The organism is Bacillus sp. C28GYM-DRY-1 (assembly GCF_030519405.1).
Taxonomy (GTDB): Bacteria; Bacillota; Bacilli; order Bacillales; family Bacillaceae; genus Bacillus; species Bacillus spizizenii_A.
In genome coordinates this window covers 175,613-198,875 of sequence record NZ_JAUMKF010000002.1, presented here as the reverse complement: position 1 = coordinate 198,875, position 23,263 = coordinate 175,613, and the positions used below count along the sequence as shown (strand labels likewise).

The window sequence follows — 23,263 nt, the reverse complement described above, 5'->3', positions numbered from 1 at the left end:
GAGGCGGTGCATTTTTAACGACAAATCTACAAATTTACTAATTTTAATAACTTCTTTACATTGTTTTTACGTTTGTGTGCTACACTGACGAATAGATCGAACAGTAACATACTAATCGAGGTGTATGCTAGTGAGTATCGACAAAAGTTTAAGAATGTACAATGAATATTCAAGCCAGCAAACATATTCCTGTGCTTTACCTAAAAAAGCAGTACGCTATTTATATATGAAACGGATCATGGATATCGTCCTTTCCTTGATTGGGCTCGCTCTTACACTGCCGTTTATTCTGTTGTTTTGTCTATTAATCTGTATAGAAACTCCGGGCTCCCCGTTATACCGTCAGGAACGCGTCGGAAAAGACGGGAAGCATTTTAAGGTGATCAAATTACGATCGATGAGAATTGACGCAGAAAAATCCGGTGCAAAATGGGCGCAGAAGGATGATCCGCGCATCACTGCAGTCGGGTCTTTTATAAGAAGAACAAGAATCGATGAGCTTCCGCAGTTGGTCAATGTGCTGGCCGGAGACATGAGCCTTGTGGGACCAAGGCCTGAAAGACCGATGTTTACCGCTCAGTTTCACCATGAAATTCCGGGATTTAAAAACCGTTTAATTGTTAAACCGGGGTTAACGGGACTTGCGCAGGTAAACGGAGGCTACGATATCGGTCCGAGAGAAAAATTAGTACACGATTTGTATTACATTCGGAATTTAACGTTTCTTCTCGATTTGAAGGTTATGCTGAAAACGATTAAAGTAGTATTGACTGGCGATGGAGCCAGATAATACTAGGAAGTTAGGAATATGCTATGTCTAACATTACGAAACAAATATTAAGCGGTGCGAAATGGACAAGTGTTTCAACTTTGATCGTCACGGTCATTCAAATTATACAGTTTGCACTGCTCGGCAATATCATGACAATTGCCGAATTCGGTTTGGTCGGAATGCTGACCACCGTAACGGTTTTCACACAAATTGTACTCGATATGGGATTCGGGGCCGCTTTAATTCAAAAGGAGAGCATCAGTGAGCGCCAATTATCGACCTTGTATTGGCTGAATATCTTAACGGGCATCCTTTTGTTTATAGGCCTCTTTTTCCTGAGTCCGTTCATCGCAGACTTTTATCAGCGGGACGAAATGGTTTTTCTTGTTCGGATTTTGGCCGTCATGTTTTTAATCGCCCCGATCGGCCAGCAGTATCAATATATGCTGCAAAAAGAACTGAAGTTCAATGTGCTGAGCAAAATAGAAGCCGGAGTCACCGTGTTGTCGTTTGTGCTCCTGCTCGTTTTGGTATTTCTGATGGATTCGATCGTGGCCTATGCATTGTCACAAGTTTTTCTTAATTCAGTTAAAGGCATCATGTTTTTTGCTGTATATTTTAAAAAATGGCGTCCTGCTTTCGTCTTTGCATTGGGGGAAGTGAAAGAATTTTTCTCGTTCGGCGCGTTTCAGCTTGCTTCCAGGCTTGTAAACAGGCTTGGCGCCAATATCGACATGATTTTGATCGGGCGGTTTCTCGGTGCGGAAGCATTGGGAATCTATAACCTGGCGTATCAGATTATTACGATACCGGTATTAAAAATCAATCCGATCGTGACGCGGGTAGCGTTTCCTGTCTTCGCAAAGAATCAAGGGGACAACCAAACGCTGCGCGAAGGCTTTTTAAATATGACAAAGCTTCTCGCGCTAATTTCATTCCCGCTTCTGATTGGACTGACAACTGTTTCAGATTTATTTGTTGAAGTCGTCTTCGGAGAAAAATGGCTGCAGGCCGTACCAGTTCTGAACATCCTCGCGATTGTCGGGCTGCTCAGGGTTCTGATGAATCCAAACGGATCGGTTTTGCTGGCGAAGGGGAGAGCAGATCTGGCATTTTATTGGGACAGCGGGATCATGCTCCTTTACGGGCTTTCTCTTTATGCGGCGGTATTAACGAGTGATTTGACGATCACCGCTTGGACCTATGCAGCGATCAGCCTGGTCAATTTCTTTATCGGCAGATGGTTGCTCAAATATGTCATCCAGCTGAAGCTGGGCGAATATTTCAGAACCGTTGGAATACCACTGGTCTTGACGCTGCTCATGGCATTGCTGGCTCTTGCCTTGAGCGTTGGCAGCAGACATCTGCTTCACGATGCCATGCTTCAGCTGGCAGTTTCCGTTGGAATTAGCGGGATTTTTTACGGTTTTATGGTCAGAAAATTTTATTGGCGGGCTATGAGGGCCCAATTAGGAAGATGACAGCAGAAAGGGCGTTTCATCATTGAAGGTTCTTTGGATTACAAGCGTTTATCCAAGCAGTCAAAAACCGGGAGAAGGCGTTTTTCATGAAACACAGGTTCAGGCGCTGCAGATGCAGGGCGTTGATGTGACGGTCATATGTCCATCGCCTGTGAACCCTGCTCCCCTCAGGCTGCTGAAAAAAAAATACCGCCAAGTACAAACAGTCCCGGAATATGAAGAAAGAAAAGGCATCCCGGTCTACAGACCGCCGTATACGGCTCTGCCTGGACAGCTAAAATGGGCTCAGCCGCATCCCCGGATCGCAAAGTCTGTATTGAGGGTGATCGAGAAGGAAGGGCTTACACCGAATCTTATCCATGCCCATTTCGCGATGCCTTCCGGGGGTGCCGCTGCCATTGTTTCACAGAGGCTGAAGGTTCCTTATGTTCTGACTTTGCACGGAAGCGATGTAAATATTTATCCCCATTACAGCAAAGGTGCTTTCCGAGCATTTGAAACGGCAGTGCATGCCGCAGCAAAGGTATTGGCTGTCAGCGAAGCGCTGAAAGTCAAAACAAAAGAAATGACTGATACTGAAAGCTTGGTGCTTCCTATTGGGGTCAACCAGAATCAGTTTCAAAAGCCCTCCGCTTCAACACTTGAATTGAGAGAGAAACTCGGACTGCCGAAAGACAAAAAATTGCTGACGTTCGTCGGCCGCTTGGTGAAGGGAAAGGGAGTAGCCGAGCTGGCAGAAGCGGTTAGGCAACTTGATGACAGCTACAGAGCTGTATTCATCGGTGACGGACCGGAGAAGCAGAACATCCGTCAAATCGCCGGAGAAAAAGCGGTATTAACGGGGCAGGTCGCAAACCATGAGATATCAGAATATCTGGCTGCATCAGACTTGCTTGTGCTCCCTTCGTATTCAGAAGGAATGCCGACTGTTGTCATTGAAGCGCTCGTTCTCAAGCTTCCGGTACTTTGTACGGCGGTCGGAGGGGTTCCATCTTTATTCGGAAAGCATGAACACCTATTGATCAAGCCGCGCTCTGTTTCCAGCATAACAGAAGCAGTTAAGGGGTATTTAGAAGGCGAGAATTGGCAAGAAGTCATCACTGAAGAGCTATATCAAACGGTGCAAGAGGATTATGACGCCTTTCAAAATGCCAGCAAGTTGCTGAATGTGTATGAAGGTGTTGTCAAGAAAAATTAAGTTGGGATCTGTCGGTTAATATGTGTATAAATGTGGGATATAATACTGTTTAGACCGATTTATTTGCGTCTAAGCTAATAAAAATAAAGAGTGGGAAAACAGAAAACCCAGATTTTTTCAATAGAAAGAGATAAAGATCATTACCTAAATCAAGCTATTGGATTTGAAGGGTCAGCTGAAAGAAGGGAATGATAATGTTGAAAAGAATTGCTGTTATTGGAACCGGATATGTCGGGCTGGTGTCTGGAACTTGTTTTGCTGAAGTGGGAAACTCGGTTGTCTGCTGCGATATTGACGCTGAAAAAATCAGAGGACTCTCAGCCGGAGTAATGCCAATTTATGAAAACGGTCTAAAAGAGCTTGTGGAGAAAAACACAAATGAAAATCGCTTGTTTTTCTCTACTGATATTTCAAAGGCGATTGAAGAAGCCGAGATTATTTATATCGCGGTCGGAACACCGATGTCGGAAACAGGTGAAGCGGATCTGACATTTGTTAAATCTGTTGCCGAAATGATTGGGAAGCATCTGAACGGCTATAAAGTCATCGTCAACAAAAGCACTGTCCCTGTAGGCACTGGAAAGCTCGTACAAGCCATTATAGAACGCAATTCAAAAGGAGAGTTTCCTTTCGACGTCGTTTCGAATCCAGAATTTCTTCGTGAAGGAACAGCGATTTTCGATACGATGAATATGGAAAGAGCCGTCATCGGCGCGACAAGTGAAAAGGCTGCTGCGATTATTGAAGAACTTCATAAGCCTTTTGGAACGAAAATCGTCAAGTCTAACCTTGAAAGTGCAGAAATGATTAAATACGCTGCAAATGCATTTTTGGCTACAAAGATCTCGTTCATTAATGATATCGCGAATATTTGCGAAAGAGTAGGAGCTGACGTATCAAAGGTGTCTGAAGGTGTGGGACTGGACAGCAGAATCGGCAATAAATTTTTAAAAGCTGGAATCGGCTTTGGCGGTTCTTGTTTCCCTAAAGATACAATGGCTTTATTACAGATCGCAAAGTCAGTCGGCTATCCTTTTAAAATGATTGAAGCCGTCATTGAAACGAACCAAAAGCAGCGCGTCCACATTGTGCAAAAGCTCCTTAACGTGTTCGGCGATTTAAACGGCATGACCATTTCGGTTCTTGGGCTGGCATTCAAGCCTAATACAAACGATATGCGCTCGGCGCCGGCTCTGGATGTCATACCGATGCTGAAAAGTCTCGGTGCTAAAGTTAAAGCGTTTGATCCGATTGCGGTACCTGAAGCAGAAAAGCTTCTCGGCGATCAAGCTGTTTACAGCGAAAATCTTTATGAGACGCTTCAAGATACGGATGCTTGCGTCATATTGACAGAGTGGCCGGAAGTACAGAACATGGATATTGCCAAACTCAAGGCTGCTTTGAGAAACCCCGTCTTAATCGATGGACGAAATATATTTGAAGTTGAACAAATGAGAAACGAAGGTATGATCTATCATTCAATCGGACGGCCGGAATTACAGGGAGAAGGAATCCTGACCAACGTATAAACAACGGCGGATAACAATGGAAAGAGCATTAGAGACAGGCGGATGCGCTTTATCGGCTCGTATATTGCTGAACAGCTTCTGAAAAATACCGGATTTCAATTCTTGATAATTTAACTACGGGACACCGATCCAACATTGACACTTTTCCGATTGACTTTTATCAACAGAATATTACGAACCGAACCCGCATCGACGTCATCAAAAACATTGATTCCATTATATTATTCATTTAGCTGCACAAATAAGCGTAGCGGATCTGTCAGCGATTTTTAATTAATGAAACCATCAATATCAGGGGATCGCTCTATATCATGAAAGCAGCAGGTGAATGCAAAGTGAAAAAGGTCTTTGAATCATCAGCGGCTGTATATGGAAGTCCGGATTATCAGCCTGTCGATACTCCCGTCATAAAACAAATCCAGACTCACCCTGCGCCTACAGCTTATGAAGCTTACAGTGGAGAACTATTTAAAGCAGGCCTATGTTCTGTATGGAATCGAGTATAACATTTTGCGGTACAGCAACGTATACGGGCCGTGCCAGAACGCAAAAGGAGAGGGTGGCGTCTTTTTGAATTTATTCCATTTTTTTACTTGATTTTTGGGGGGGCGGGGAACAATCGCAATCGTGTGATTTTATTTATATGGGTGATGTGGCTTCTGCCAACGTCAAGACGCCCAAAGCTCATTTGAATGTTTCAAACGGCTTTTCGATTACGGACAGTGAACTGTTTGCAGAGATGAAAAAAGCGACGAACTCGACGCTGTCTCCAATTTACAAAGATGAACGGCCGAGGGAATCCGCCACAGCACACTGTGTAATGAAGAAACAAAGAAAATCTTACACTGGGAACTAAAAATGTCGCTCGCTAAAGCTGGAAAAGACCGTTTCATATCATAAAAAAGAAATAATGAAATGAATACGTAAAATTACTGGCTGCTGGCTGATGTTGGCAGCCCTTTTCCAGAAGAAGCGGAAGGAGGGGGAAAAATGAGTCTCAAACGTTCCGCGGTCAATGTTCTGGTTTGGCTCGCCGCATTGACCGTCGGGTTAGCATTCCTTGTATTGGCCCAGTCCAATGCAAAAAAGATTTTGCTAGCATGTTTAATTTTAATTGCGCTGGTTTTGATCATTGTGCTCAGGAAGTATTTGTCGTCCGAGCAACTGCTGATGCCCATATTATATCTGCTCATCGCTGCAACTTTTGCCAATAATGCTTTTTTTACGATTAAATTAGGCTTTTTCAGCCTGTTTCCTTATCGAATTCTTCTGATTCTGGCAGGATTCTTATTCATAGCGGAAATGTTGAAAGGCAGCCAGCACCTTGAAAAGTGGAAGCAAGTGCATGTCAAAGGGATCCTGATGTTTTTCGCGTTTTGGTTCTGCTATGGAATGGTTTCGCTGCTTTGGGTCAAGTCTGCTACTGATGGCATAAAATATCTGTTTCTATTGGCAATGGGAATGTTTTTTGTTTTTATGGTTGTCATGTTTTTTCAAAAAATGGATCGTATTCTTGCGTTTTATTACATATGGCTGGTAATGACCGTATTTTTAATGGTCATCGGGTTTTACAACCACTTTACGTTCAAACACCTGCCGAGCTCGACCCTTTATAACGGGCCGCACTATAAACAGCACTATCCGACATCCGTTTTTTTCAATCAGAATGACTTTGCAACATTTCTGTCCATCAGCTTTTTCTTTTATTTATCTTTTTTCAAAAATATTAAAAACAGCTACTTAAAAATAGCGGGATTGATCCTTGCTTTCTGTTCGGCCTACTTGATTTTCCTGACTGGATCAAGAGCCAGCATTCTGGGAGTGATAGCCGGACTTGCCGTTTATGCGTTCATTTTGCTGCCGAAGGTGCTAAAAAAATGGGCGCTCATCGCCGGAGCTGCAGGATGTATCGCTTTTGTCACACTGTTTGCAGGTAAGATTACTGGAGCTTTTTATACATACTTTTTGGCTCCGCAAACAGCACACGATTTCAGCGAGACGCTGCCATCCAATGTCGCCAGGGCGAATTTATTGAAAAACGCCGGGCATTATGTGCTGGATACTTACGGATTTGGCGTCGGCGCCGGCAATGCGCCTTATTATTTAGAGCATCATGCATTGTTCGATACGGACCAGGTCATGGAGGTTCATAACTGGCTCGTTGAGATCATGACGAATTTTGGAGTGGTGATAATGCTCGGTTATTTAACGATGTACATTTATTTAATAACCGTGCTTTACCGATATTATAAAAGATCGCTTGTAAGACGGCCAAAGCTTCTCATTGAAGGTTTGACAGCCGCGCTTGTTGCCTTCCTTGTTTCAAGCATCAGTCCGAGTTCCGTCTCGAATTTATATTTCCATTGGGTGTTTCTCGGCCTGGTGATTGCGACGGTTAATACCTTTAAAGTCAGCGGAACAGATGAAACCGAACAGTATAGGTGATTTTTGGGAATCGAATTTAAAAACAGGGAGAAATTCATGTGATGAATTTAATCAAACGTATTGCTGGTAGAGTGAAAAAGTATATTGTGGCGATTATTGCGCTTCCTCTTATTCTTGGTCTTGTCGGTTATTTTATGCCGAAGGGGAGCGTTTCTCCGTCTGATTACACGGCTACTGTAACGATATCAACCGGGAACTATGGAAAAACGAAGTACAACAATGCAAAGCAAGTGCCGCTGCTGTTGAAAAATGAAGCTTTTTTAAAGGACATTTTCCCGGAGATGCCGGAAGAGGACCTGGCGCAGTTGAAAGACGATCTGGCGATTGAAATCAGAACAGATTCACTTTTTAACTTAAGCTATACAGGGCCTGACAAACAGGATACTTTGGATACTTTAGGAAAAATCAAAGATGCCTATATGAAAGACGATAAGGCGCTGTACTCAAAAAGGGAAGAAGTCATCGAAAAGAATATTAAGGCGCTTGAAGGTGAAAAAGTCAGCGTTGATTCCAAAGTTGATAAACAGCGGTTTTTGTATGAGCTTGAAACAAGCAAGCTTGATATGAAGGCTGCTGAAGAACTTGAGCCTTTGATCGTGGTTGATAACAAGGATGCTGGCATGTCGCCTAAAAAAAGAGCGGTATTGGGAGTACTGATCGGTTTGGCACTGACATTTTTTATTATTGTCGTGCCGGAAGTTTTCAGAGAACGTTAAATTTTTTAATTGGGGATGTGGATCAGAACCATGACGAGGCAAAAACCTTTAATCTCTGTCATTACGCCTTCCTATAACGCGGAGGAATATATCGAAAAAACCATTCAGTCTGTCTTAAATCAGACGTTTTCCGACTGGGAAATGATCATTGTCGATGATTGCTCAACAGATGGGACAAGAGACATTTTGAAGCGCTATGTTGAAGATAATGAGCGGATCCATGCTATTTTTCTGAAAGAAAATCAAGGTGCTGCAGTTGCGCGAAATACGGCGCTCAGCAAAGCTAAAGGGCGTTATGTTGCATTTTTGGACAGCGATGATGCGTGGAAAGCAGAAAAGCTGGATAAACAGCTTGCTTTCATGAGGAAGCATCAGCATGCTTTCACATTTACGGCATACGAGCTGATTAGCCAAGACGGCGAACCACTTCATAAAACCATTCATGCACCCGTGAGCCTTACATATGATGATGTATTAAAAAATACGATCATTGGCTGTTTGACGGTGATGATTGACCGAGAGCAAACGGGTGATATCCGGATGCCGAATATTAGAACCCGTCAGGATTTGGCTACATGGCTGTCCGTATTGAAGCGGGGGTTCAAGGCATACGGTCTGAACGAACCGCTCGCAGAATACCGCATCGTTGAAACATCGATATCCAGCAACAAATGGAAGGCTGCTAAAAAAACGTGGTTTGTCTACAGGGAGATCGAACGGTTACATTTAATGAAAGCAACATGGTGCTTTGTTCAATATGCAAAAAACGCTGTGAAAAAAAGATTATAACCGCAAACAGAGAGAAAAGGTGATGAAGGTGGAAACAAAAGAAGCAATCATTCATGTCATCGTTGCCACTGCTGAATGGGGGAAAGACCAATTGAGATACAGAAGGCACCGGCTGGCGGAATTTTTAGCTGCTCAGGAGGAAACGAAGGAAGTCATTTGGGTGTGTCCGGCTCCGCGCACCCAAGGGCATGAATTTCAGCAAGTTCATTCAGGCATCAGGCAATTCGCTATCAAAGACTTGCTGCAGAAAAAAATGTTTCGTTTCGGACGATATACAGATGTCTTTTACAGACATAAGCTAGCACCATTACTTGATGAACTGGCATCTGCTTCTGCAAACGGTGAACGCTGCTGTTTATGGTATACGTTCCCCGGATTCCCGCTGCTGTCATCGCTGTATCAATGGGATCAGGTTATTTATGATTGCAGTGATTTATGGGCGGCGCCGATCAGCGGCCGTTCAAATCTGCTGTCTGAATTCAGGAGAAAAGTTATTAAATCGGCAGAGCTGAGAATTATACACCGTGCAGATTCCATTACCTGTTCTTCGGATTATCTTCACAAAGAAGTAGACAAAAAACTAACTGCAGGACGAGAAAAGGTGCATACTGTCGAAAACGGTGTTGAATATGAGCTGTTTTCTGCAAATAAAGCGGCTCCCGATCGCAGCATATTGCAGGGGAGAGAAGGAACAGTATTAGGCTTTATCGGCGGGATTAAACCGAAGCTCGATTTTAAAATGATTGAAGAGGCTGCGCTGCAAAAGCCTGATTGGACATTTTTATGGGTCGGTCCGGATGCTACAAATGGTGATGTTTCGTTTCAAGAGCTTCTGAGGCTTCCCAATGTCATATGGGCCGGTCCGGCTGATCCGAAAGAAGTTCCTCATTACATGGAGCTTATTGATATCGGCATCATGCCTTATAAAAAATCATCGTATAATCAAGCCGTGTTTCCGCTGAAGCTTTTTGAATTTTTAGCGGCTGGAAAGCCTGTCGTCGGCTCTAATCTTCCGTCTACCTCAAAAATAAAAAAGCCGTATGTTTACGAATATGTAGAAGGTGATCATCCGCTTGATTTTATAGCTGCGTGCGAAAAAGTAATCGGTCAAAACGGGGATGAAACGTATAAAGAAATGCGCCAAAACATCGCCCGCGCACAGGATTGGAACTGCTTATTTAAACAAATTATGAAATATACAGGGATTCAAAAACATGCGTAGTCCTATAATTTGGGATGCGCATTTTTTGATTATACGTGTTTCTTTTTGATGAAGCTTGTTATAATAACTAAGGAGAAGGTATAATGGAAGGAACGGTTCTATATAAATAAAGACTTCATTTAATTCCAAAGGAGACTTCTTTATGCTTGACGAACGCATGATTCGCATTGTTGTTGCGTTTATTGTCTCGCTGCTGACAGTTTTAATCATAACCCCAATCGTAAAAAGGATTGCGATTAAAATAGGCGCAGTTGACCAGCCCAGCAATCGAAAAGTACATGATAAAATTATGCCCCGGATGGGCGGGCTGGCCATATTTATCGGGGTGGTTGCAGGCGTGCTTGCATCCGGTATTTACACAGAAACAAGAATGACGGCTATTACAGTCGGGGCGTTCATCATTATTGTGTTAGGTATTCTTGACGATAAATATCAATTAAGTGCAAAAGTTAAGTTCTTGATTCAATTAGGTGTTGCCATTATGATTGTAAGCACCGGTTTAAAGATGGACTTTTTCTCAGTGCCTTTTTTAGCGGAGCGGTTTGAGCTAGGATGGCTGGCTTATCCGCTGACAGTTTTATGGATTGTCGGCATCACAAATGCGATCAACCTGATTGACGGATTAGATGGCCTTGCTGCCGGTCTTTCTGTTATCGGCCTGTCAACGATCGCCGTTATGGCGCTATCCGGCGGAAAAGTACTTATTCTGTCACTCTCATTGGTGGTTATCGCCAGTACGCTTGGATTTTTGTTCCACAACTTTCATCCGGCAAAAATCTTTATGGGTGATACAGGATCACTTTTTCTAGGGTATTGTATTTCGATTCTTTCATTATTAGGCCTGTACAAAAGTGTAACATTGTTCAGTATCGTGATCCCTATTATTATATTAGGCGTGCCAATTTTTGACACAACATTTGCTATCATCAGAAGAATTTTAAACAAACAGCCGATTTCGGCACCCGACAAGTCGCATATCCACCATAGACTGATGGCCTTTGGCCTTTCACATCGGATGTCTGTTCTTGTCATTTATCTGATTGGATTTATTTTCAGCCTAAGTGCAATTGTACTAAAAAGTGCCACAATTTGGCTCTCTTTGTTTATTATCTTCATTTTAATTATTTTTATGCAGATCATAGCTGAAGTGACAGGACTCGTGAATGAAAAATTTAAGCCGTTTACGAAATTTTATAAACGGCTGGTGAAAAGAAATTAAATAAGAATACTCCGGCTTTTGTGCCGGAATTCTTCTGTGAAAAAATGCCCGATCCTCTAAGGACCGGGCATTTTTTTTAATAAGATGAATCAGTTGTTGAATTCGTTGTACTGTTTGTGTTTGTACTGCTGTCATTCGAATAGCTGCTTCCGCTTGTCGTACCGTCAGGTATGGTACTTTCATCTGTGCCAGTGCTGCTTGTATCTGGAGTATAATCTAAATGCTCTTGGAGCGTTTTTCTGACTTTCTCCAGATTTGTGGCATCAGGTTCAAAGTAATACGTGTTGTTAGGCCCTAAATACAAATCAGAACCTGTGATGCTCAACGTGTCGATTTTCTTGCTGGTAAAGCCGCTGTAAATCTGCTGCAGTGCTAAACCTTCCGTAATGCGAATATTGGTTTCAACGTTTTCGCTGGCTTTTTCTGCGATTTTATCGATTTTTGCAATGTTGCTTACACTTGACATTCGGTCAATTATTGCATTTAAAATTTGTTTCTGCCTGTCATTACGGCCAAAGTCTCCACGTTTATCCTGTTTTCTCATACGGGCATACGCCAAGGCTTCTTCGCCGTTTAAGTGCATCTCGCCTTTTTTGAAGTAGATACGTTTGCTTTCGTCTACATCACTTTTTTCATCGAAATCGAAAGGCACATCTACATCAATGCCGCCAACTTGATTAATCACATCTTTAAATCCGTCAAAATCAACTGTGACATATTTATCGATCGGAATTTGCAAGAAGTTTTCAACAGTTTCAACTGTCTCATCTTTTCCTTTATTGTAAGCGGCATTAATCTTTGTTTTGCTTCCGGTTGTGTCACTGGCCAATTGCACACGTGTATCACGCGGAATGCTCAACATTTTCATGGTTTTATTTTTTGGATCAAGGGTAACCACTATAAGAGAGTCTGATCTCCCTTTTTGTCCATTAGTTGCGTAATCCTCTATTCCCATAAATAAAATAGAAAATGGTTTTTTCTTCATGTCTACGACTTCACTGCGAAGATTTGACTTATTTCCGCGGGAAAGGGCATCGTATGAATCATCCGCAGCGTTAATGGTTTTATAAAGCTTATATCCACCTAGCCCTACGACTACCAATAATGCAAGGGCAAACAATAACATAAATCGTTTTAAAATTTTCCTGCGCTTGCTCTTTTTCTTTTTTCGCACACGCACTCTAACGCGTTCAGCCATTATTCAGTCTCCTTTATGTGATTGACGGCTTTTTCAAGATACGTCAACTCTCCCTCTTTAATATCACTCTTTCCATTTGTCAGTTCTGTCATCCACTCAGAAAATGTGTTTGTTTCTTTTTCTTCCACGTATGTTTCGAATTCAACATTTTCGGCATAATGGATTTGCTTTAACAGAAATTGTGATTCCCTTAATTCATTTTCAATCTTGCCAAGCCAAGTGTAATCTGCGGAAGTATGCATGACCCGCATAAGCTTCCGTTCTACAATCCCTATATGATTTAATCCTTCAGACACTGACTTCCCATAAGCGCGAATTAATCCGCCGGCTCCAAGTTTAATGCCTCCGAAGTATCGTGTAACAACGGCGCAGGTATCCTTAAGTCCGCGTTTTTTTAATACTTCAAGCATCGGCACTCCCGCTGTACCGCTTGGTTCTCCGTCATCATTGGCTTTTTGGATATGATCGTTCTCGCCAATTACGTAAGCCGAGCAATTATGAGTCGCATTCCAGTGCTGTTTCTTTATTTTTTGTATAAATTCCTGTGCTTCTTGTTCGGTAGAAACACGGCTTAAATGACAGATAAAACGCGATTTTTCTATAACAATCTCGTGTTCTCCTGCTTCTTTCACAGTAAAATAGCTGTGCAGCATGCTTGCTGACCCCCTGCTAAGCATAAAAGACTGCCTATACAAATTCGTACAGTCTTTAGAATTTTTGTGCGTATTTTGGTATCATAAAGAATGGAAGGTATATAAAATTGTTTTTTTCTAGAATATACGCATTCTTTCATTATAATTCGACATAATTTGCAGATCAATTACATTTATAATAAAAATATATGACAACGCCGTGACGGAGGGAAATTATGAATAAAACAAAGATGGATTCCAAAGTTCTGGATTCTATTTTGATGAAGATGCTGAAAACCGTTGACGGGAGCAAGGACGAGGTTTTTCAAATCGGGGAGCAGTCACGCCAGCAGTATGAACAGCTGGTTGAAGAACTGAAACAAATTAAACAGCAGGTATATGAAGTGATTGAGCTTGGTGATAAACTTGAAGTGCAAACCCGCCATGCGAGAAACCGGTTATCCGAGGTCAGCCGCAATTTTCATAGGTTTAGTGAAGAAGAAATTCGCAATGCTTACGAAAAAGCCCATAAGCTGCAGGTAGAGTTGACGATGATTCAGCAGCGTGAGAAGCAACTGCGGGAGCGCCGGGATGATTTAGAGCGAAGATTGTTAGGGCTTCAAGAGATCATTGAGCGGTCTGAATCATTAGTAAGCCAAATAACAGTTGTGCTCAACTACTTGAATCAGGATTTGCGCGAGGTCGGACTGCTTCTTGCTGATGCCCAGGCAAAACAGGATTTCGGCTTAAGAATTATTGAGGCACAGGAAGAAGAGCGAAAAAGAGTCTCTAGAGAAATTCATGATGGACCTGCTCAAATGCTGGCAAATGTGATGATGAGATCAGAATTAATCGAGCGAATTTTCCGTGACCGGGGCGCTGAGGACGGATTCCAAGAAATTAAAAATCTCCGTCAAAATGTGCGAAATGCCCTTTACGAAGTGAGAAGGATTATATATGATTTAAGACCGATGGCCCTTGATGACCTAGGCCTAATTCCAACTTTAAGAAAATATCTATATACAACCGAAGAATATAACGGGAAGGTCAAAATACATTTTCAGTGCATTGGTGAAACAGAGGATAAGCGGCTTGCGCCTCAGTTTGAAGTTGCGCTCTTCAGGCTTGCACAGGAAGCTGTGTCTAATGCGCTAAAGCATTCTGAATCTGAAGAAATTACAGTCAAAGTTGAAATTACAAAGGATTTTGTGATTTTAATAATAAAAGATAACGGAAAAGGGTTCGATCTGAAGGAAGCGAAAGAGAAGAAAAACAAATCATTCGGCTTGCTGGGCATGAAAGAAAGAGTAGATTTATTGGAAGGAACCATAACAATAGATTCGAAAATAGGTCTTGGGACATTTATTATGATTAAGGTTCCGTTATCTCTTTGACTATGATTTGTAAAATAGAGCCAAAAGGCATATTGACCGAATACTAGAGTATATAGAACAATAATACAAGGAGGCGTGGCTTGTGACTAAAGTAAACATTGTTATTATCGACGACCATCAGTTATTTCGTGAAGGTGTTAAACGGATATTGGATTTTGAACCTACCTTTGAAGTGGTAGCCGAAGGTGACGACGGAGACGAAGCGGCTCGTATTGTTGAGCACTATCATCCTGATGTTGTGATCATGGATATCAATATGCCAAACGTAAATGGTGTGGAAGCTACAAAACAGCTTGTAGAGCTGTATCCTGAATCTAAAGTAATTATTTTATCAATTCATGATGACGAAAATTATGTAACACATGCCCTGAAAACAGGCGCAAGAGGTTATCTGCTGAAAGAGATGGATGCTGATACATTAATCGAAGCGGTTAAAGTAGTTGCCGAGGGCGGTTCTTACCTTCATCCGAAGGTTACTCACAACCTCGTTAACGAATTCCGCCGCCTTGCTACAAGCGGAGTTTCTGCACACCCTCAGCATGAGGTCTATCCTGAAATCCGCAGACCATTACATATTTTAACTCGGCGGGAATGTGAAGTGCTGCAGATGCTTGCAGACGGAAAAAGCAACCGCGGTATTGGTGAATCATTGTTTATCAGTGAGAAAACCGTGAAAAACCATGTGAGCAATATTTTGCAAAAAATGAATGTAAACGACCGGACGCAAGCCGTTGTGGTCGCCATTAAAAATGGCTGGGTAGAAATGAGATAGTATAATACGAGACTTGCCTTTTACTGGGCAGGTCTTTTTTTAGGCTGCCCTTTCCCTTACAATAGAGTAATAAAGCAATAAGGCAGGTATCGAATCTATGAATATTGCAGTCGTAACAGACAGCACGGCGTATATTCCGAAAGAAATGCGTGAACAACATCAAATACATATGATCCCTCTCCAGGTTGTTTTAGGGGAAGAAACTTATCGTGAAGAAATTGAACTGGACTGGAAAAGCTTTTACGATGAAGTAAAAAAACATACCGAGCTTCCAACGACTTCTCAGCCGTCAATCGGCGAGCTAGTTGCTTTGTATGAAGAGCTTGGCAAGTCTTATGATGCGGTCATCAGTATCCATCTTTCCAGCGAGATCAGCGGAACGTTCAGCAGTGCAGCAACAGCTGACACAATGATCGACAATATTGAAGTGTATCCATTTGACTCAGAGATCAGCTGTTTGGCTCAAGGCTTTTATGCTCTAAAAGCTGCTGAATTAATCAGAAATGGAGCATCATCGCCGGAAGATATCATAAAAGAACTGGAAGAAATGAAAAAAACAGTTCGGGCGTATTTTATGGTAGATGATTTAGCCCATCTTCAGCGGGGCGGACGATTAAGCAGCGCCCAGGCTTTTATTGGGAGTCTTCTAAAGGTAAAGCCTATTCTTCATTTTGACAATAAGGTAATTGTACCTTTTGAGAAGATTCGCACACGTAAAAAAGCAATTTCACGAATTTATGAGCTTTTAGACGAGGATGCGAGTAAAGGATTGCCTATGCGTGCTGCTGTTATCCACGCTAATCGAGAAGAAGAAGCAGCGAAAATCATTGAAGAGCTTTCTGTAAAATATCCCCACGTTGAATTTTATAACAGTTATTTTGGCGCGGTAATCGGCACTCATTTGGGTGAGGGTGCGCTAGGAATTTGCTGGTGTTTTAAATAACGTAAAATCTCCGTTTTAGCACGGAGATTTTTTTATATTCATATTTTGATTGCTGGACAGAAAATATTCACTAAGGCATACTGTCTCGAAAGGAGGCGGTGCTATGCTGATCGTGCCAGCTGAAAAGAACATTTCTTTTTCAAAAGAATTGCAGCAGACGCTTCAAAGCCGTCATTTGCTCAGAACCGAACTCCCATTTTCCGATGAGTTGATTGAATGGCATATCAAGAATGGATATATTGCAGCTCAAAACTCTATATCTATAAACAAATGGGGGTATAAGTGTAATAGGTGCGGCCAAAATGATCAGCGGTATTTTTCTTTTTATCTCTCATCTGGAAAGAATCAGCTGTATTGCCGTTCCTGTGTCATGATGGGCAGAGTGAGTGAGGATGTTCTTTTATATTCGTGGATAGGGAAGGATGAACCAAGCAGGCAACAAGTAAAGCTGACATGGGATGGCAAGCTCTCAAGCGGTCAGCAAAAAGCTGCCAATGTCTTAATTGATGCAATAGCTAAAAAAGAAGAGCTCCTCATTTGGGCAGTTTGCGGCGCTGGCAAAACAGAGATGTTATTCCCCGGTATAGAATCTGCATTAAATCAAGGGATGCGTGTATGTATTGCGACACCCCGCACCGATGTGGTATTAGAGCTTGCTCCTAGACTTAAGGCTGCCTTTCAGTGTGCTGACATTTCAGCACTTTACGGAGGAAGTGATGACAAAGGGTGCTTATCTCCGCTTATGATTTCCACCACACATCAGCTTTTGAGGTATAAAGAAGCATTCGATGTTATGATCATTGACGAAGTTGATGCTTTTCCGTATTCTGCTGATCAAACTCTTCAATTCGCTGTTCAAAAAGCTAGAAAGAAAAGCAGCACCCTTGTTTATGTAAGTGCAACACCTCCTAAAGAATTAAAAAGAAAAACACTGAACGGACAGTTACATTCAGTACGCATTCCAACTCGACACCACAGGAAACCTTTGCCTGAACCGCGCTTTCTATGGTGCGGAAACTGGAAAAAGAAATTATACCGAAATCAAATTCCGCTAGCGGTAAAAAGATGGATAGAGTTTCATGTGAAAGAAGGGAGGCCTGTTTTTTTGTTTGTTCCCTCCGTTTCTGTTCTGGAAAAGGCAGGTGCATGCTTTAAAGATGTTAATTGCCGAGCAGCGGCAGTGCATGCGGAAGATAAACAAAGAAAAGAGAAAGTACAGCAATTTAGAGACGGTCAGCTTGATCTCTTAATCACCACAACAATATTAGAAAGAGGCGTCACGATTCCCAAAGTGCAAACAGGTGTATTAGGGGCGGAATCGCCTATCTTTACGGAAAGTGCACTTGTTCAAATCGCAGGAAGAACCGGACGGCATAAAGAGCATGCAGACGGTGATGTCATTTTCTTTCACTACGGAAAAACAAAGAGTATGCTGGATGCAAAAAAGCATATAAAAGAAATGAATGCCTTGGCAGCAAAAAATGAATGTACAGACTAGTCATTACTTGAAAACGTGGTACAGTATACTCATATAACTGACGATGAGGAGCTGTAAAAATGCTTGTCAATTCAAAAGAAATCGTAATGAAAGAACTGCTCGACCGATATATGGATCAGCTTCATATGACCTGCACTTGCCAAGTATGCAAAAACGATGTATTGGCACTTTCTTGAAATAAAGTAAGACCATCTTACGTCACTGATCTTAAAAAGATCGCATATACAAAAGCTGAGCTGGTAGATAAACAAAAAAACACGGCTATGCTTGTCATTTTGGCTGAATCTGCTGCTGTGGTATCAGAGAGTCCAAGCGATTTATGCCAAATGAAGCAGGAGGGGGCATTTATAAACTGATTTGTCTATTATGTGATTCGCCATTTTATCAAGCTATTACATGGAGAGCTCTTTTTTTATTAAAGCCTGAAGAAAAGGTCTGCCATACCTGCAGAAGCAAATTAAAGAAAATCACAGGGCATATCTGCACCCTATGCGGAAGACCTCAATCCGTTCATGCGGTATGCAGAGATTGTGAGGCGTGGAAATCAAGAGTCCGTGACAGCTTGCTGCTGCGCCAAAACCGTTCAGTTTACACATATAATGATGTGATGAAAGAAACGCTCTCCCGTTTTAAATTTAGAGGAGATGCAGAAATCATAAATGCTTTTAAAAGTGATTTTTCTTCAACCTTTTCAGAGGTTTACCCCGATAAGCATTTTGTTCTTGTTCCTATTCCGCTGAGTAAGGAACGGGAAGAAGAGCGAGGATTTAATCAGGCACAGCTCCTGGCGGAATGTTTAGACCGGCCTATCCACCATCCCCTCATCCGCTTGAATAATGAGAAACAGTCTAAGAAAAAGAAAACAGAACGCCTGCTTTCAGCGCGTATTTTTGATACAGAAAACAACTCAGCCGAAGGTATGAATATCATTTTAATAGACGATCTTTATACAACAGGCGCCACTTTGCATTTTGCAGCCCGCTGTTTATTAGAGAAAGGAAAAGCCGCTTCAGTGGCATCTTTTACCTTAATCAGAAGCTAAATGATTCTGTTTTTATGCCGATATAATCACTAGAAATTAACACAGGCATATTATTGAATAAGGAGAATAAAGATGGGAGAACTGGCGAATTGCCCGAAATGCAATGCTTTATTTTTAAAAACAAAGCTGCAAACCGTATGTCAGACATGTATTAAGGAAGAAGAAAAATCATTTGAGGTTGTATATAAGTTTCTAAGGAAGCAGGAAAACCGGCTATCGACATTAAGCCGGATAACCGAGGAAACAGGTGTTGAAGAAGAGCTGATATTGAAATTCATTAGGCAAAAACGCATTCAAATCACTCATCTCCCTAATTTGGCATACCCTTGTGAAAGGTGTGGGACATTGATTCGGGAAGGCAAATTCTGCAAGGCTTGCCAGTCCGATTTAAAGGATCAAATGGATCATTTGAACCACGAGGATGCCCTGAAAATCGAGAAGGAAAATAGTAAAAAAGACACATACTATGCCTATAATACCAAAAAAAGCTGATTCCCTAAACTAACGGAAAACGCAGTCGATAAAAGGGTTAAGATTGTTTAAAGACTGCAACGGAAAGCGAGAGGAATCCTATGAAAATCAATCAATTTGGAACACAATCCGTTAACCCATACCAAAAAAGTTATGAAAAGCAAACGGTGCAAAAAACAGCTGCACAGCCTCAAGATAAAATTGAAATTTCGACACAGGCTAAGGAATTGCAAAATACATCCGACGCAGTCACTGGTTCACGCCAGGAAAAAATTGAGCAGCTTAAATCGCAAATTGAAAATGGGTCATACAAAGTAGACGCAAATCATATAGCAAAAAATATGATTAATTTTTATAAAAAGCAATAAAAAGGAGAAAGCCCATGTCAGCAAAGCCAATTATTGAACTATTGAAGCGACTTTGCGTTCTGCATGAGCACCTGCTCACGCTTTCTGAGGAAAAGACGGAAGCGCTCAAAGCCGGCAAAACAAAAGAGCTTTCTAACATTTTGACAAAAGAGCAAAAATATATTCAGGCAATCGGCCAAACAGAAGATGACCGGATTAAAGCAACTTCCGTCTTTCTGGGATACAGCGAAAATAACACCATTTCCGCATGTATTGCCAATACCTCAGGCGGTGAAAAGGAAGAGCTGGAACAACTATATGATTCTCTCTCTAACGTTCTTGGACGATTGAAAGAAGTGAATGAGATGAATAGGCAGCTCACAAGAGATGCACTGCAATTCATCTCTATATCATACGATATGCTCGTTCCTAAGGACAACAACTTCAATTACAGCAAATCAATTAAAGCTGAGCTTCCGAAGAGCAGCCGAATGAAATTATTTGATTTAAAAGCTTAGCAGAAAGGAATTCAGAATATGACATCTACCTTTATGGGGCTTGAAACTGCAAGGCGGGCGTTAAGCGCTCAGCAAGCAGCGTTAAGCACTACAGCAAATAACGTGGCAAATGCCAATACTGATGGTTATACAAGACAGCGAGTCTCATTAGAGGCAACTGACGATTTCCCTGCTGTATCAAAAAATGCAGAAAAAACAGCGGGACAAATGGGAACGGGTGTTCAAGGAAAGTCAGTTGAGAGAATAAGAGATATCTTTCTTGACTACCAATACCGTCTTCAAAACAACAGTGCAGGATACTATGACACGAAAGCCAAAGCACTGTCCCAGATGGAAGGTGTTTTAAATGAGACGGTTGACAGCGGCTTGAACAGTGTGCTCAATTCGTTTTGGAATTCCCTGCAGGAATTATCGAATAATACAAATGAAGACAGTGCGCGTTCTGTTGTTGCTCGAAAAGGACAAGCTGTAGCTGAAACGTTTAATTATATTTCTGAATCACTTACAAATGTTCAATCGAACTTAAAAGCAGAGCTGAACACAACTGTGTTGGATGTCAATTCTCTGCTTTCTCAATTAAACAGTTTAAATAAGCAAATTGCACAAGTAGAACCGGTCGGGCTTCTTCCGAATGGTTTATATGACCAGCGAGATTTGCTGATAGATAAATTATCCTCAATGGTTGATATCAAAGTCAGCTACAACAAATCAGGCGGGAACGCACTTGCTTCTGCTGAAGGAACTGTATCAATTGAAATCCTTGATAAAAATAAACAGTCGTTGGGAACTGTTTTGGACGGTGAAAATTACGAGGTTTCAGAACTTGCAGCCAACTATGATAATGATACTGGGTTAGTATCAAGGATTTCAATCGGAGATACAGCTGTACAGGTGGAGTCATTCAGCAGTAAGGGATCCCTTTTAGGATTTGTAGAGTCTTACGGGTATGTAACAGCAGACGGCGAAGAAAAGGGCATATACCCGGAAATGCTTTCTGATCTTGACAATATGGCACTTGAATTCGCAAAAGCTTTCAATGAAGTGCACAGAAATGGTTTGACGAAGAGCGGTGAACAAGGCGGGGACTTTTTTGATTTTACTGGCGGTGACACTGAGCCTGCAAAGGGAGCGGCGGGCAAAATTAAAGTTGCTGACAGCATAATAGATTCAAAAGGGGCAAACATTGCTTTCTCGCTGACTGGCGCAGCCAACGATAATGCAAATGCTACAAAATTAGCGAATGTTGTAACCGGTAAAATAACCATTAATGGGAAAGAAACTAGTGTGTTAGATTATTATGCGGGTCTGATTGGCGAGCTGGGGATCAAAGCTCAAGAGGCGAATCGTTTGGCGTCTAATACAGAAACACAGCTAAATGATGCTGACATAAACCGTCAGCAAATGAGCGCAGTTTCTTTAGACGAAGAAATGACGAATATGATTCAATTTCAACACGCATACAATGCTGCTGCGAGAATGGTGACGTTACAAGACGAAATACTTGATAAAGTGATCAATGGCATGGGTGTTGGAGGAAGGTAGGTAGAGTCAAATGAGAGTAACACAAGGGATGATTCAGCAAAACTCACTGAGATATATCGGTTCAAGCTACTCGAAGCTGGATAAACTTCAATCGCAGATTTCGTCAGGGAAAAAAATCACAAAGGCTTCCGACGATCCTGTAGTAGCGATGAAAAGCTTAAAGTATAATACTCAACTGTCTCAAGTCCAGCAATATCAAAGTAATGCTTCTCAGGCCTTTACCTGGCTCGAAAACACAGAAACGAACATAACTGAAGGAATTGATATCCTATCAAAGGTCAGAGAATTAGCTGTCCAAGCTCAAAATGACACAAACGGCGAAGCGGAGCGGCAAGCAATTGGTGTAGAAGTCAAGCAGTTAAAGGAGCAGCTTTTAAATATTGCGAATACACAAGTGAACGGCAGATATATCTTTAATGGCACAAACTCAGACAAGCCTCCGGTTACAGATAACGGAGACGGAACTTATACAATCTCTGATACTGCTGATGTCATCGTCAATGTATCTAATAATATGACATTAAAAGTGAACTCAGATCCAAAGTCAGCTTTTGGGGGCACTTCTGAAAGCGGACAGAATGTATTTGAAATGCTTGATTCATTTGAAAAAGCACTTAGTTCAGGTTCAATCGATGACATGGACAGCGTTTTAAATGATCTTGATCAATTCTCTGAAGGCATGAGTGCTGAACGCTCAGATCTTGGGGCAAGATATAATCGTCTTGAACTGGTTAATACAAGACTTTCAGCTCAAGAAGAAACAGCTACAAAAGTGTTGTCAGACAATGAAGATGTAGAACTGGAAAAAGTAATAACAGAGTTTATTGCGCAGCAGAGCGTGCATAGAGCTGCTTTGGCTGTAAATGCGCAAATTGTCCAGCCTACATTAATTGACTTTTTAAAGTAAGCGGCTCTCAGGAGTTCGCTTTTTTTATAGTTCAGGAGGGATAATGATGCAAATTCCCAGATTGATTATGCACAGTGTTCAAGGGAAAATTGGTTTAATAACGACGCCCGCCAGTTTAGAAATGGAGCAGCCGCAAGCCGATCTTGAGATCGAACAGCCGAGTGCAGACATGGAAATATCGGTGACACCTGGAAAACTCACGATTGACCAAACGCAAGCATGGGAAGAATTAGACAGAAAACATATATTTAAACGGATTGAAGAAGCCGCTCAACAAGGACATGAGGATGTAATGGAGGGAATAGCACGCACTGCAGAAGAGGGTGACGAGCTTATGAGAATAGAAAATAAGGGGAATCCAATCGCTTCACAGGCAAAGAGGAACTCTGAGATGCATCAAATTCAATTAGGCGGAAATTATGCTCCTTCTCTTTCAAGGGTGAAAATACAATATACCCCATCACAGCTTGATATCCAGATTACGCCGCAGAAGCCTATTATTCACACTGAACCGAATAAGCCAATAGTTGAATATACGCCGGGAAATGTTAAGGTTGACATGCTCCAATACCCTGATTTAAATATAGATGTAGAATACCCGAAAGAATCACCTGAAAAGTAAAAAGAA

Annotated in this window: 23 protein-coding genes and 1 pseudogene; 22 read left to right on the top strand and 2 right to left on the bottom strand. The window is 41.8% G+C overall.

Annotation, left to right across the window (positions count from 1 at the left end; genetic code table 11):
• The first annotated feature begins 130 nt into the window (after nucleotides 1-130).
• The 10 genes from Q3W56_RS03145 to Q3W56_RS03100 all read left to right on the top strand — a co-directional run bounded on the left by Q3W56_RS03145 (nucleotide 131) and on the right by Q3W56_RS03100 (nucleotide 11,371).
• Entirely contained in the window at nucleotides 131-790 is a 660-nt protein-coding gene (locus Q3W56_RS03145; protein ID WP_302894458.1) for a sugar transferase, read from the top strand.
• A 23-nt stretch (nucleotides 791-813) separates the two neighbouring features.
• Complete coding sequence (tuaB, locus tag Q3W56_RS03140) at nucleotides 814-2,253, top strand: teichuronic acid biosynthesis protein TuaB (RefSeq protein WP_302894457.1); 1,440 nt, start codon at nucleotides 814-816, stop codon at nucleotides 2,251-2,253.
• Nucleotides 2,254-2,275: 22 nt separating this feature from the next.
• On the top strand, nucleotides 2,276-3,451 hold the full coding sequence (gene tuaC / locus Q3W56_RS03135; RefSeq protein WP_302894456.1) for a teichuronic acid biosynthesis protein TuaC: 1,176 nt from the start codon (nucleotides 2,276-2,278) through the stop codon (nucleotides 3,449-3,451).
• A gap of 188 nt (nucleotides 3,452-3,639) precedes the next feature.
• On the top strand, nucleotides 3,640-4,980 hold the full coding sequence (gene tuaD, locus Q3W56_RS03130) for a UDP-glucose 6-dehydrogenase TuaD (protein ID WP_302894455.1): 1,341 nt from the start codon (nucleotides 3,640-3,642) through the stop codon (nucleotides 4,978-4,980).
• A gap of 311 nt (nucleotides 4,981-5,291) precedes the next feature.
• Entirely contained in the window at nucleotides 5,292-5,486 is a 195-nt protein-coding gene (locus tag Q3W56_RS03125) for a hypothetical protein (protein ID WP_302894454.1), read from the top strand.
• A gap of 484 nt (nucleotides 5,487-5,970) precedes the next feature.
• Nucleotides 5,971-7,425 (top strand): teichuronic acid biosynthesis protein TuaE, encoded by a 1,455-nt coding sequence (gene tuaE, locus Q3W56_RS03120; protein ID WP_302894453.1) that lies wholly within the window; start codon nucleotides 5,971-5,973, stop codon nucleotides 7,423-7,425.
• 41 nt (nucleotides 7,426-7,466) lie between these two features.
• Entirely contained in the window at nucleotides 7,467-8,141 is a 675-nt protein-coding gene (locus tag Q3W56_RS03115) for a GumC domain-containing protein (RefSeq protein WP_302894452.1), read from the top strand.
• Nucleotides 8,142-8,171: 30 nt separating this feature from the next.
• Nucleotides 8,172-8,930, top strand: a complete 759-nt coding sequence (gene tuaG / locus Q3W56_RS03110; RefSeq protein ID WP_302894451.1) for a teichuronic acid biosynthesis protein TuaG — start codon at nucleotides 8,172-8,174, stop codon at nucleotides 8,928-8,930.
• Between the two features lie 28 nt (nucleotides 8,931-8,958).
• Nucleotides 8,959-10,152: a teichuronic acid biosynthesis protein TuaH gene (tuaH, locus tag Q3W56_RS03105; RefSeq protein WP_302894549.1), complete on the top strand. Its 1,194-nt coding sequence runs from the start codon at nucleotides 8,959-8,961 to the stop codon at nucleotides 10,150-10,152.
• A 142-nt stretch (nucleotides 10,153-10,294) separates the two neighbouring features.
• The gene (locus Q3W56_RS03100) at nucleotides 10,295-11,371 is read left to right on the top strand and encodes an MraY family glycosyltransferase (protein WP_302894450.1); all 1,077 of its coding nucleotides are present in this window, start codon (nucleotides 10,295-10,297) and stop codon (nucleotides 11,369-11,371) included.
• Between the two features lie 76 nt (nucleotides 11,372-11,447).
• On the opposite strand, the gene Q3W56_RS03095 is transcribed toward Q3W56_RS03100, so the two are convergent.
• Nucleotides 11,448-12,569 carry an LCP family protein gene (locus Q3W56_RS03095; protein WP_302894449.1) on the bottom strand — a complete coding sequence of 374 codons (1,122 nt, stop codon included), beginning with the start codon at nucleotides 12,567-12,569 and terminating at the stop codon, nucleotides 11,448-11,450.
• Entirely contained in the window at nucleotides 12,569-13,222 is a 654-nt protein-coding gene (locus Q3W56_RS03090; RefSeq protein ID WP_302894448.1) for a YigZ family protein, read from the bottom strand. The genes Q3W56_RS03095 and Q3W56_RS03090 overlap by 1 nt, the downstream gene beginning before the upstream one ends.
• 215 nt (nucleotides 13,223-13,437) lie before the next feature.
• On the opposite strand from Q3W56_RS03090, the gene degS reads away from it, so the two are divergent.
• The 12 genes and pseudogenes from degS (at nucleotide 13,438) to Q3W56_RS03030 (ending at nucleotide 23,257) form a co-directional block, all read left to right on the top strand.
• On the top strand, nucleotides 13,438-14,595 hold the full coding sequence (degS, locus tag Q3W56_RS03085; RefSeq protein WP_302894447.1) for a two-component sensor histidine kinase DegS: 1,158 nt from the start codon (nucleotides 13,438-13,440) through the stop codon (nucleotides 14,593-14,595).
• 82 nt (nucleotides 14,596-14,677) lie between these two features.
• Entirely contained in the window at nucleotides 14,678-15,367 is a 690-nt protein-coding gene (gene degU / locus Q3W56_RS03080; protein ID WP_003219701.1) for a two-component system response regulator DegU, read from the top strand.
• Between the two features lie 97 nt (nucleotides 15,368-15,464).
• On the top strand, nucleotides 15,465-16,310 hold the full coding sequence (locus tag Q3W56_RS03075) for a DegV family protein (RefSeq protein WP_302894446.1): 846 nt from the start codon (nucleotides 15,465-15,467) through the stop codon (nucleotides 16,308-16,310).
• 106 nt (nucleotides 16,311-16,416) lie between these two features.
• Nucleotides 16,417-17,808 carry an ATP-dependent helicase ComFA gene (gene comFA, locus Q3W56_RS03070; protein ID WP_302894548.1) on the top strand — a complete coding sequence of 464 codons (1,392 nt, stop codon included), beginning with the start codon at nucleotides 16,417-16,419 and terminating at the stop codon, nucleotides 17,806-17,808.
• Nucleotides 17,809-17,867: 59 nt separating this feature from the next.
• Nucleotides 17,868-18,164 (top strand): annotated as a pseudogene (comFB, locus tag Q3W56_RS03065) (late competence protein ComFB).
• Nucleotides 18,128-18,850, top strand: a complete 723-nt coding sequence (locus Q3W56_RS03060) for a ComF family protein (protein WP_268399072.1) — start codon at nucleotides 18,128-18,130, stop codon at nucleotides 18,848-18,850. The pseudogene comFB and the gene Q3W56_RS03060 overlap by 37 nt, the downstream one beginning before the upstream one ends.
• Nucleotides 18,851-18,922: 72 nt before the next feature.
• Nucleotides 18,923-19,342, top strand: coding sequence for a TIGR03826 family flagellar region protein (locus tag Q3W56_RS03055; RefSeq protein WP_302894445.1), 420 nt, complete (start codon nucleotides 18,923-18,925; stop codon nucleotides 19,340-19,342).
• An 80-nt stretch (nucleotides 19,343-19,422) separates the two neighbouring features.
• On the top strand, nucleotides 19,423-19,689 hold the full coding sequence (gene flgM / locus Q3W56_RS03050) for a flagellar biosynthesis anti-sigma factor FlgM (RefSeq protein ID WP_302894444.1): 267 nt from the start codon (nucleotides 19,423-19,425) through the stop codon (nucleotides 19,687-19,689).
• Between the two features lie 14 nt (nucleotides 19,690-19,703).
• A complete protein-coding gene (gene flgN, locus Q3W56_RS03045) occupies nucleotides 19,704-20,186 on the top strand; it encodes a flagellar protein FlgN (RefSeq protein WP_302894443.1) in 483 nt (160 codons plus the stop codon).
• An 18-nt stretch (nucleotides 20,187-20,204) separates the two neighbouring features.
• The gene (flgK, locus tag Q3W56_RS03040) at nucleotides 20,205-21,728 is read left to right on the top strand and encodes a flagellar hook-associated protein FlgK (protein WP_302894442.1); all 1,524 of its coding nucleotides are present in this window, start codon (nucleotides 20,205-20,207) and stop codon (nucleotides 21,726-21,728) included.
• Nucleotides 21,729-21,738: 10 nt separating this feature from the next.
• The gene (gene flgL, locus Q3W56_RS03035; protein ID WP_302894441.1) at nucleotides 21,739-22,635 is read left to right on the top strand and encodes a flagellar hook-associated protein FlgL; all 897 of its coding nucleotides are present in this window, start codon (nucleotides 21,739-21,741) and stop codon (nucleotides 22,633-22,635) included.
• A gap of 46 nt (nucleotides 22,636-22,681) precedes the next feature.
• Nucleotides 22,682-23,257, top strand: a complete 576-nt coding sequence (locus tag Q3W56_RS03030) for a DUF6470 family protein (protein WP_302894440.1) — start codon at nucleotides 22,682-22,684, stop codon at nucleotides 23,255-23,257.
• Nucleotides 23,258-23,263 lie beyond the last annotated feature (6 nt).

Bases quoted from the DNA above. Each gene is read 5' to 3' on its own strand.
- tuaB (WP_302894457.1), top strand. From the start codon at position 814: ATGTCTAACATTACGAAACAAATATTAAGCGGTGCGAAATGGACAAGT.
- tuaD (WP_302894455.1), top strand. From the start codon at position 3,640: ATGATAATGTTGAAAAGAATTGCTGTTATTGGAACCGGATATGTCGGG.
- Q3W56_RS03125 (WP_302894454.1), top strand. From the start codon at position 5,292: ATGAAAGCAGCAGGTGAATGCAAAGTGAAAAAGGTCTTTGAATCATCA.
- tuaE (WP_302894453.1), top strand. From the start codon at position 5,971: ATGAGTCTCAAACGTTCCGCGGTCAATGTTCTGGTTTGGCTCGCCGCA.
- Q3W56_RS03115 (WP_302894452.1), top strand. From the start codon at position 7,467: ATGAATTTAATCAAACGTATTGCTGGTAGAGTGAAAAAGTATATTGTG.
- tuaG (WP_302894451.1), top strand. From the start codon at position 8,172: ATGACGAGGCAAAAACCTTTAATCTCTGTCATTACGCCTTCCTATAAC.
- Q3W56_RS03100 (WP_302894450.1), top strand. From the start codon at position 10,295: ATGCTTGACGAACGCATGATTCGCATTGTTGTTGCGTTTATTGTCTCG.
- Q3W56_RS03095 (WP_302894449.1), bottom strand. From the start codon at position 12,569: ATGGCTGAACGCGTTAGAGTGCGTGTGCGAAAAAAGAAAAAGAGCAAG.
- Q3W56_RS03090 (WP_302894448.1), bottom strand. From the start codon at position 13,222: ATGCTGCACAGCTATTTTACTGTGAAAGAAGCAGGAGAACACGAGATT.
- degS (WP_302894447.1), top strand. From the start codon at position 13,438: ATGAATAAAACAAAGATGGATTCCAAAGTTCTGGATTCTATTTTGATG.
- Q3W56_RS03075 (WP_302894446.1), top strand. From the start codon at position 15,465: ATGAATATTGCAGTCGTAACAGACAGCACGGCGTATATTCCGAAAGAA.
- Q3W56_RS03060 (WP_268399072.1), top strand. From the start codon at position 18,128: ATGCCAAATGAAGCAGGAGGGGGCATTTATAAACTGATTTGTCTATTA.
- Q3W56_RS03055 (WP_302894445.1), top strand. From the start codon at position 18,923: ATGGGAGAACTGGCGAATTGCCCGAAATGCAATGCTTTATTTTTAAAA.
- flgM (WP_302894444.1), top strand. From the start codon at position 19,423: ATGAAAATCAATCAATTTGGAACACAATCCGTTAACCCATACCAAAAA.
- flgN (WP_302894443.1), top strand. From the start codon at position 19,704: ATGTCAGCAAAGCCAATTATTGAACTATTGAAGCGACTTTGCGTTCTG.
- flgK (WP_302894442.1), top strand. From the start codon at position 20,205: ATGACATCTACCTTTATGGGGCTTGAAACTGCAAGGCGGGCGTTAAGC.
- flgL (WP_302894441.1), top strand. From the start codon at position 21,739: ATGAGAGTAACACAAGGGATGATTCAGCAAAACTCACTGAGATATATC.
- Q3W56_RS03030 (WP_302894440.1), top strand. From the start codon at position 22,682: ATGCAAATTCCCAGATTGATTATGCACAGTGTTCAAGGGAAAATTGGT.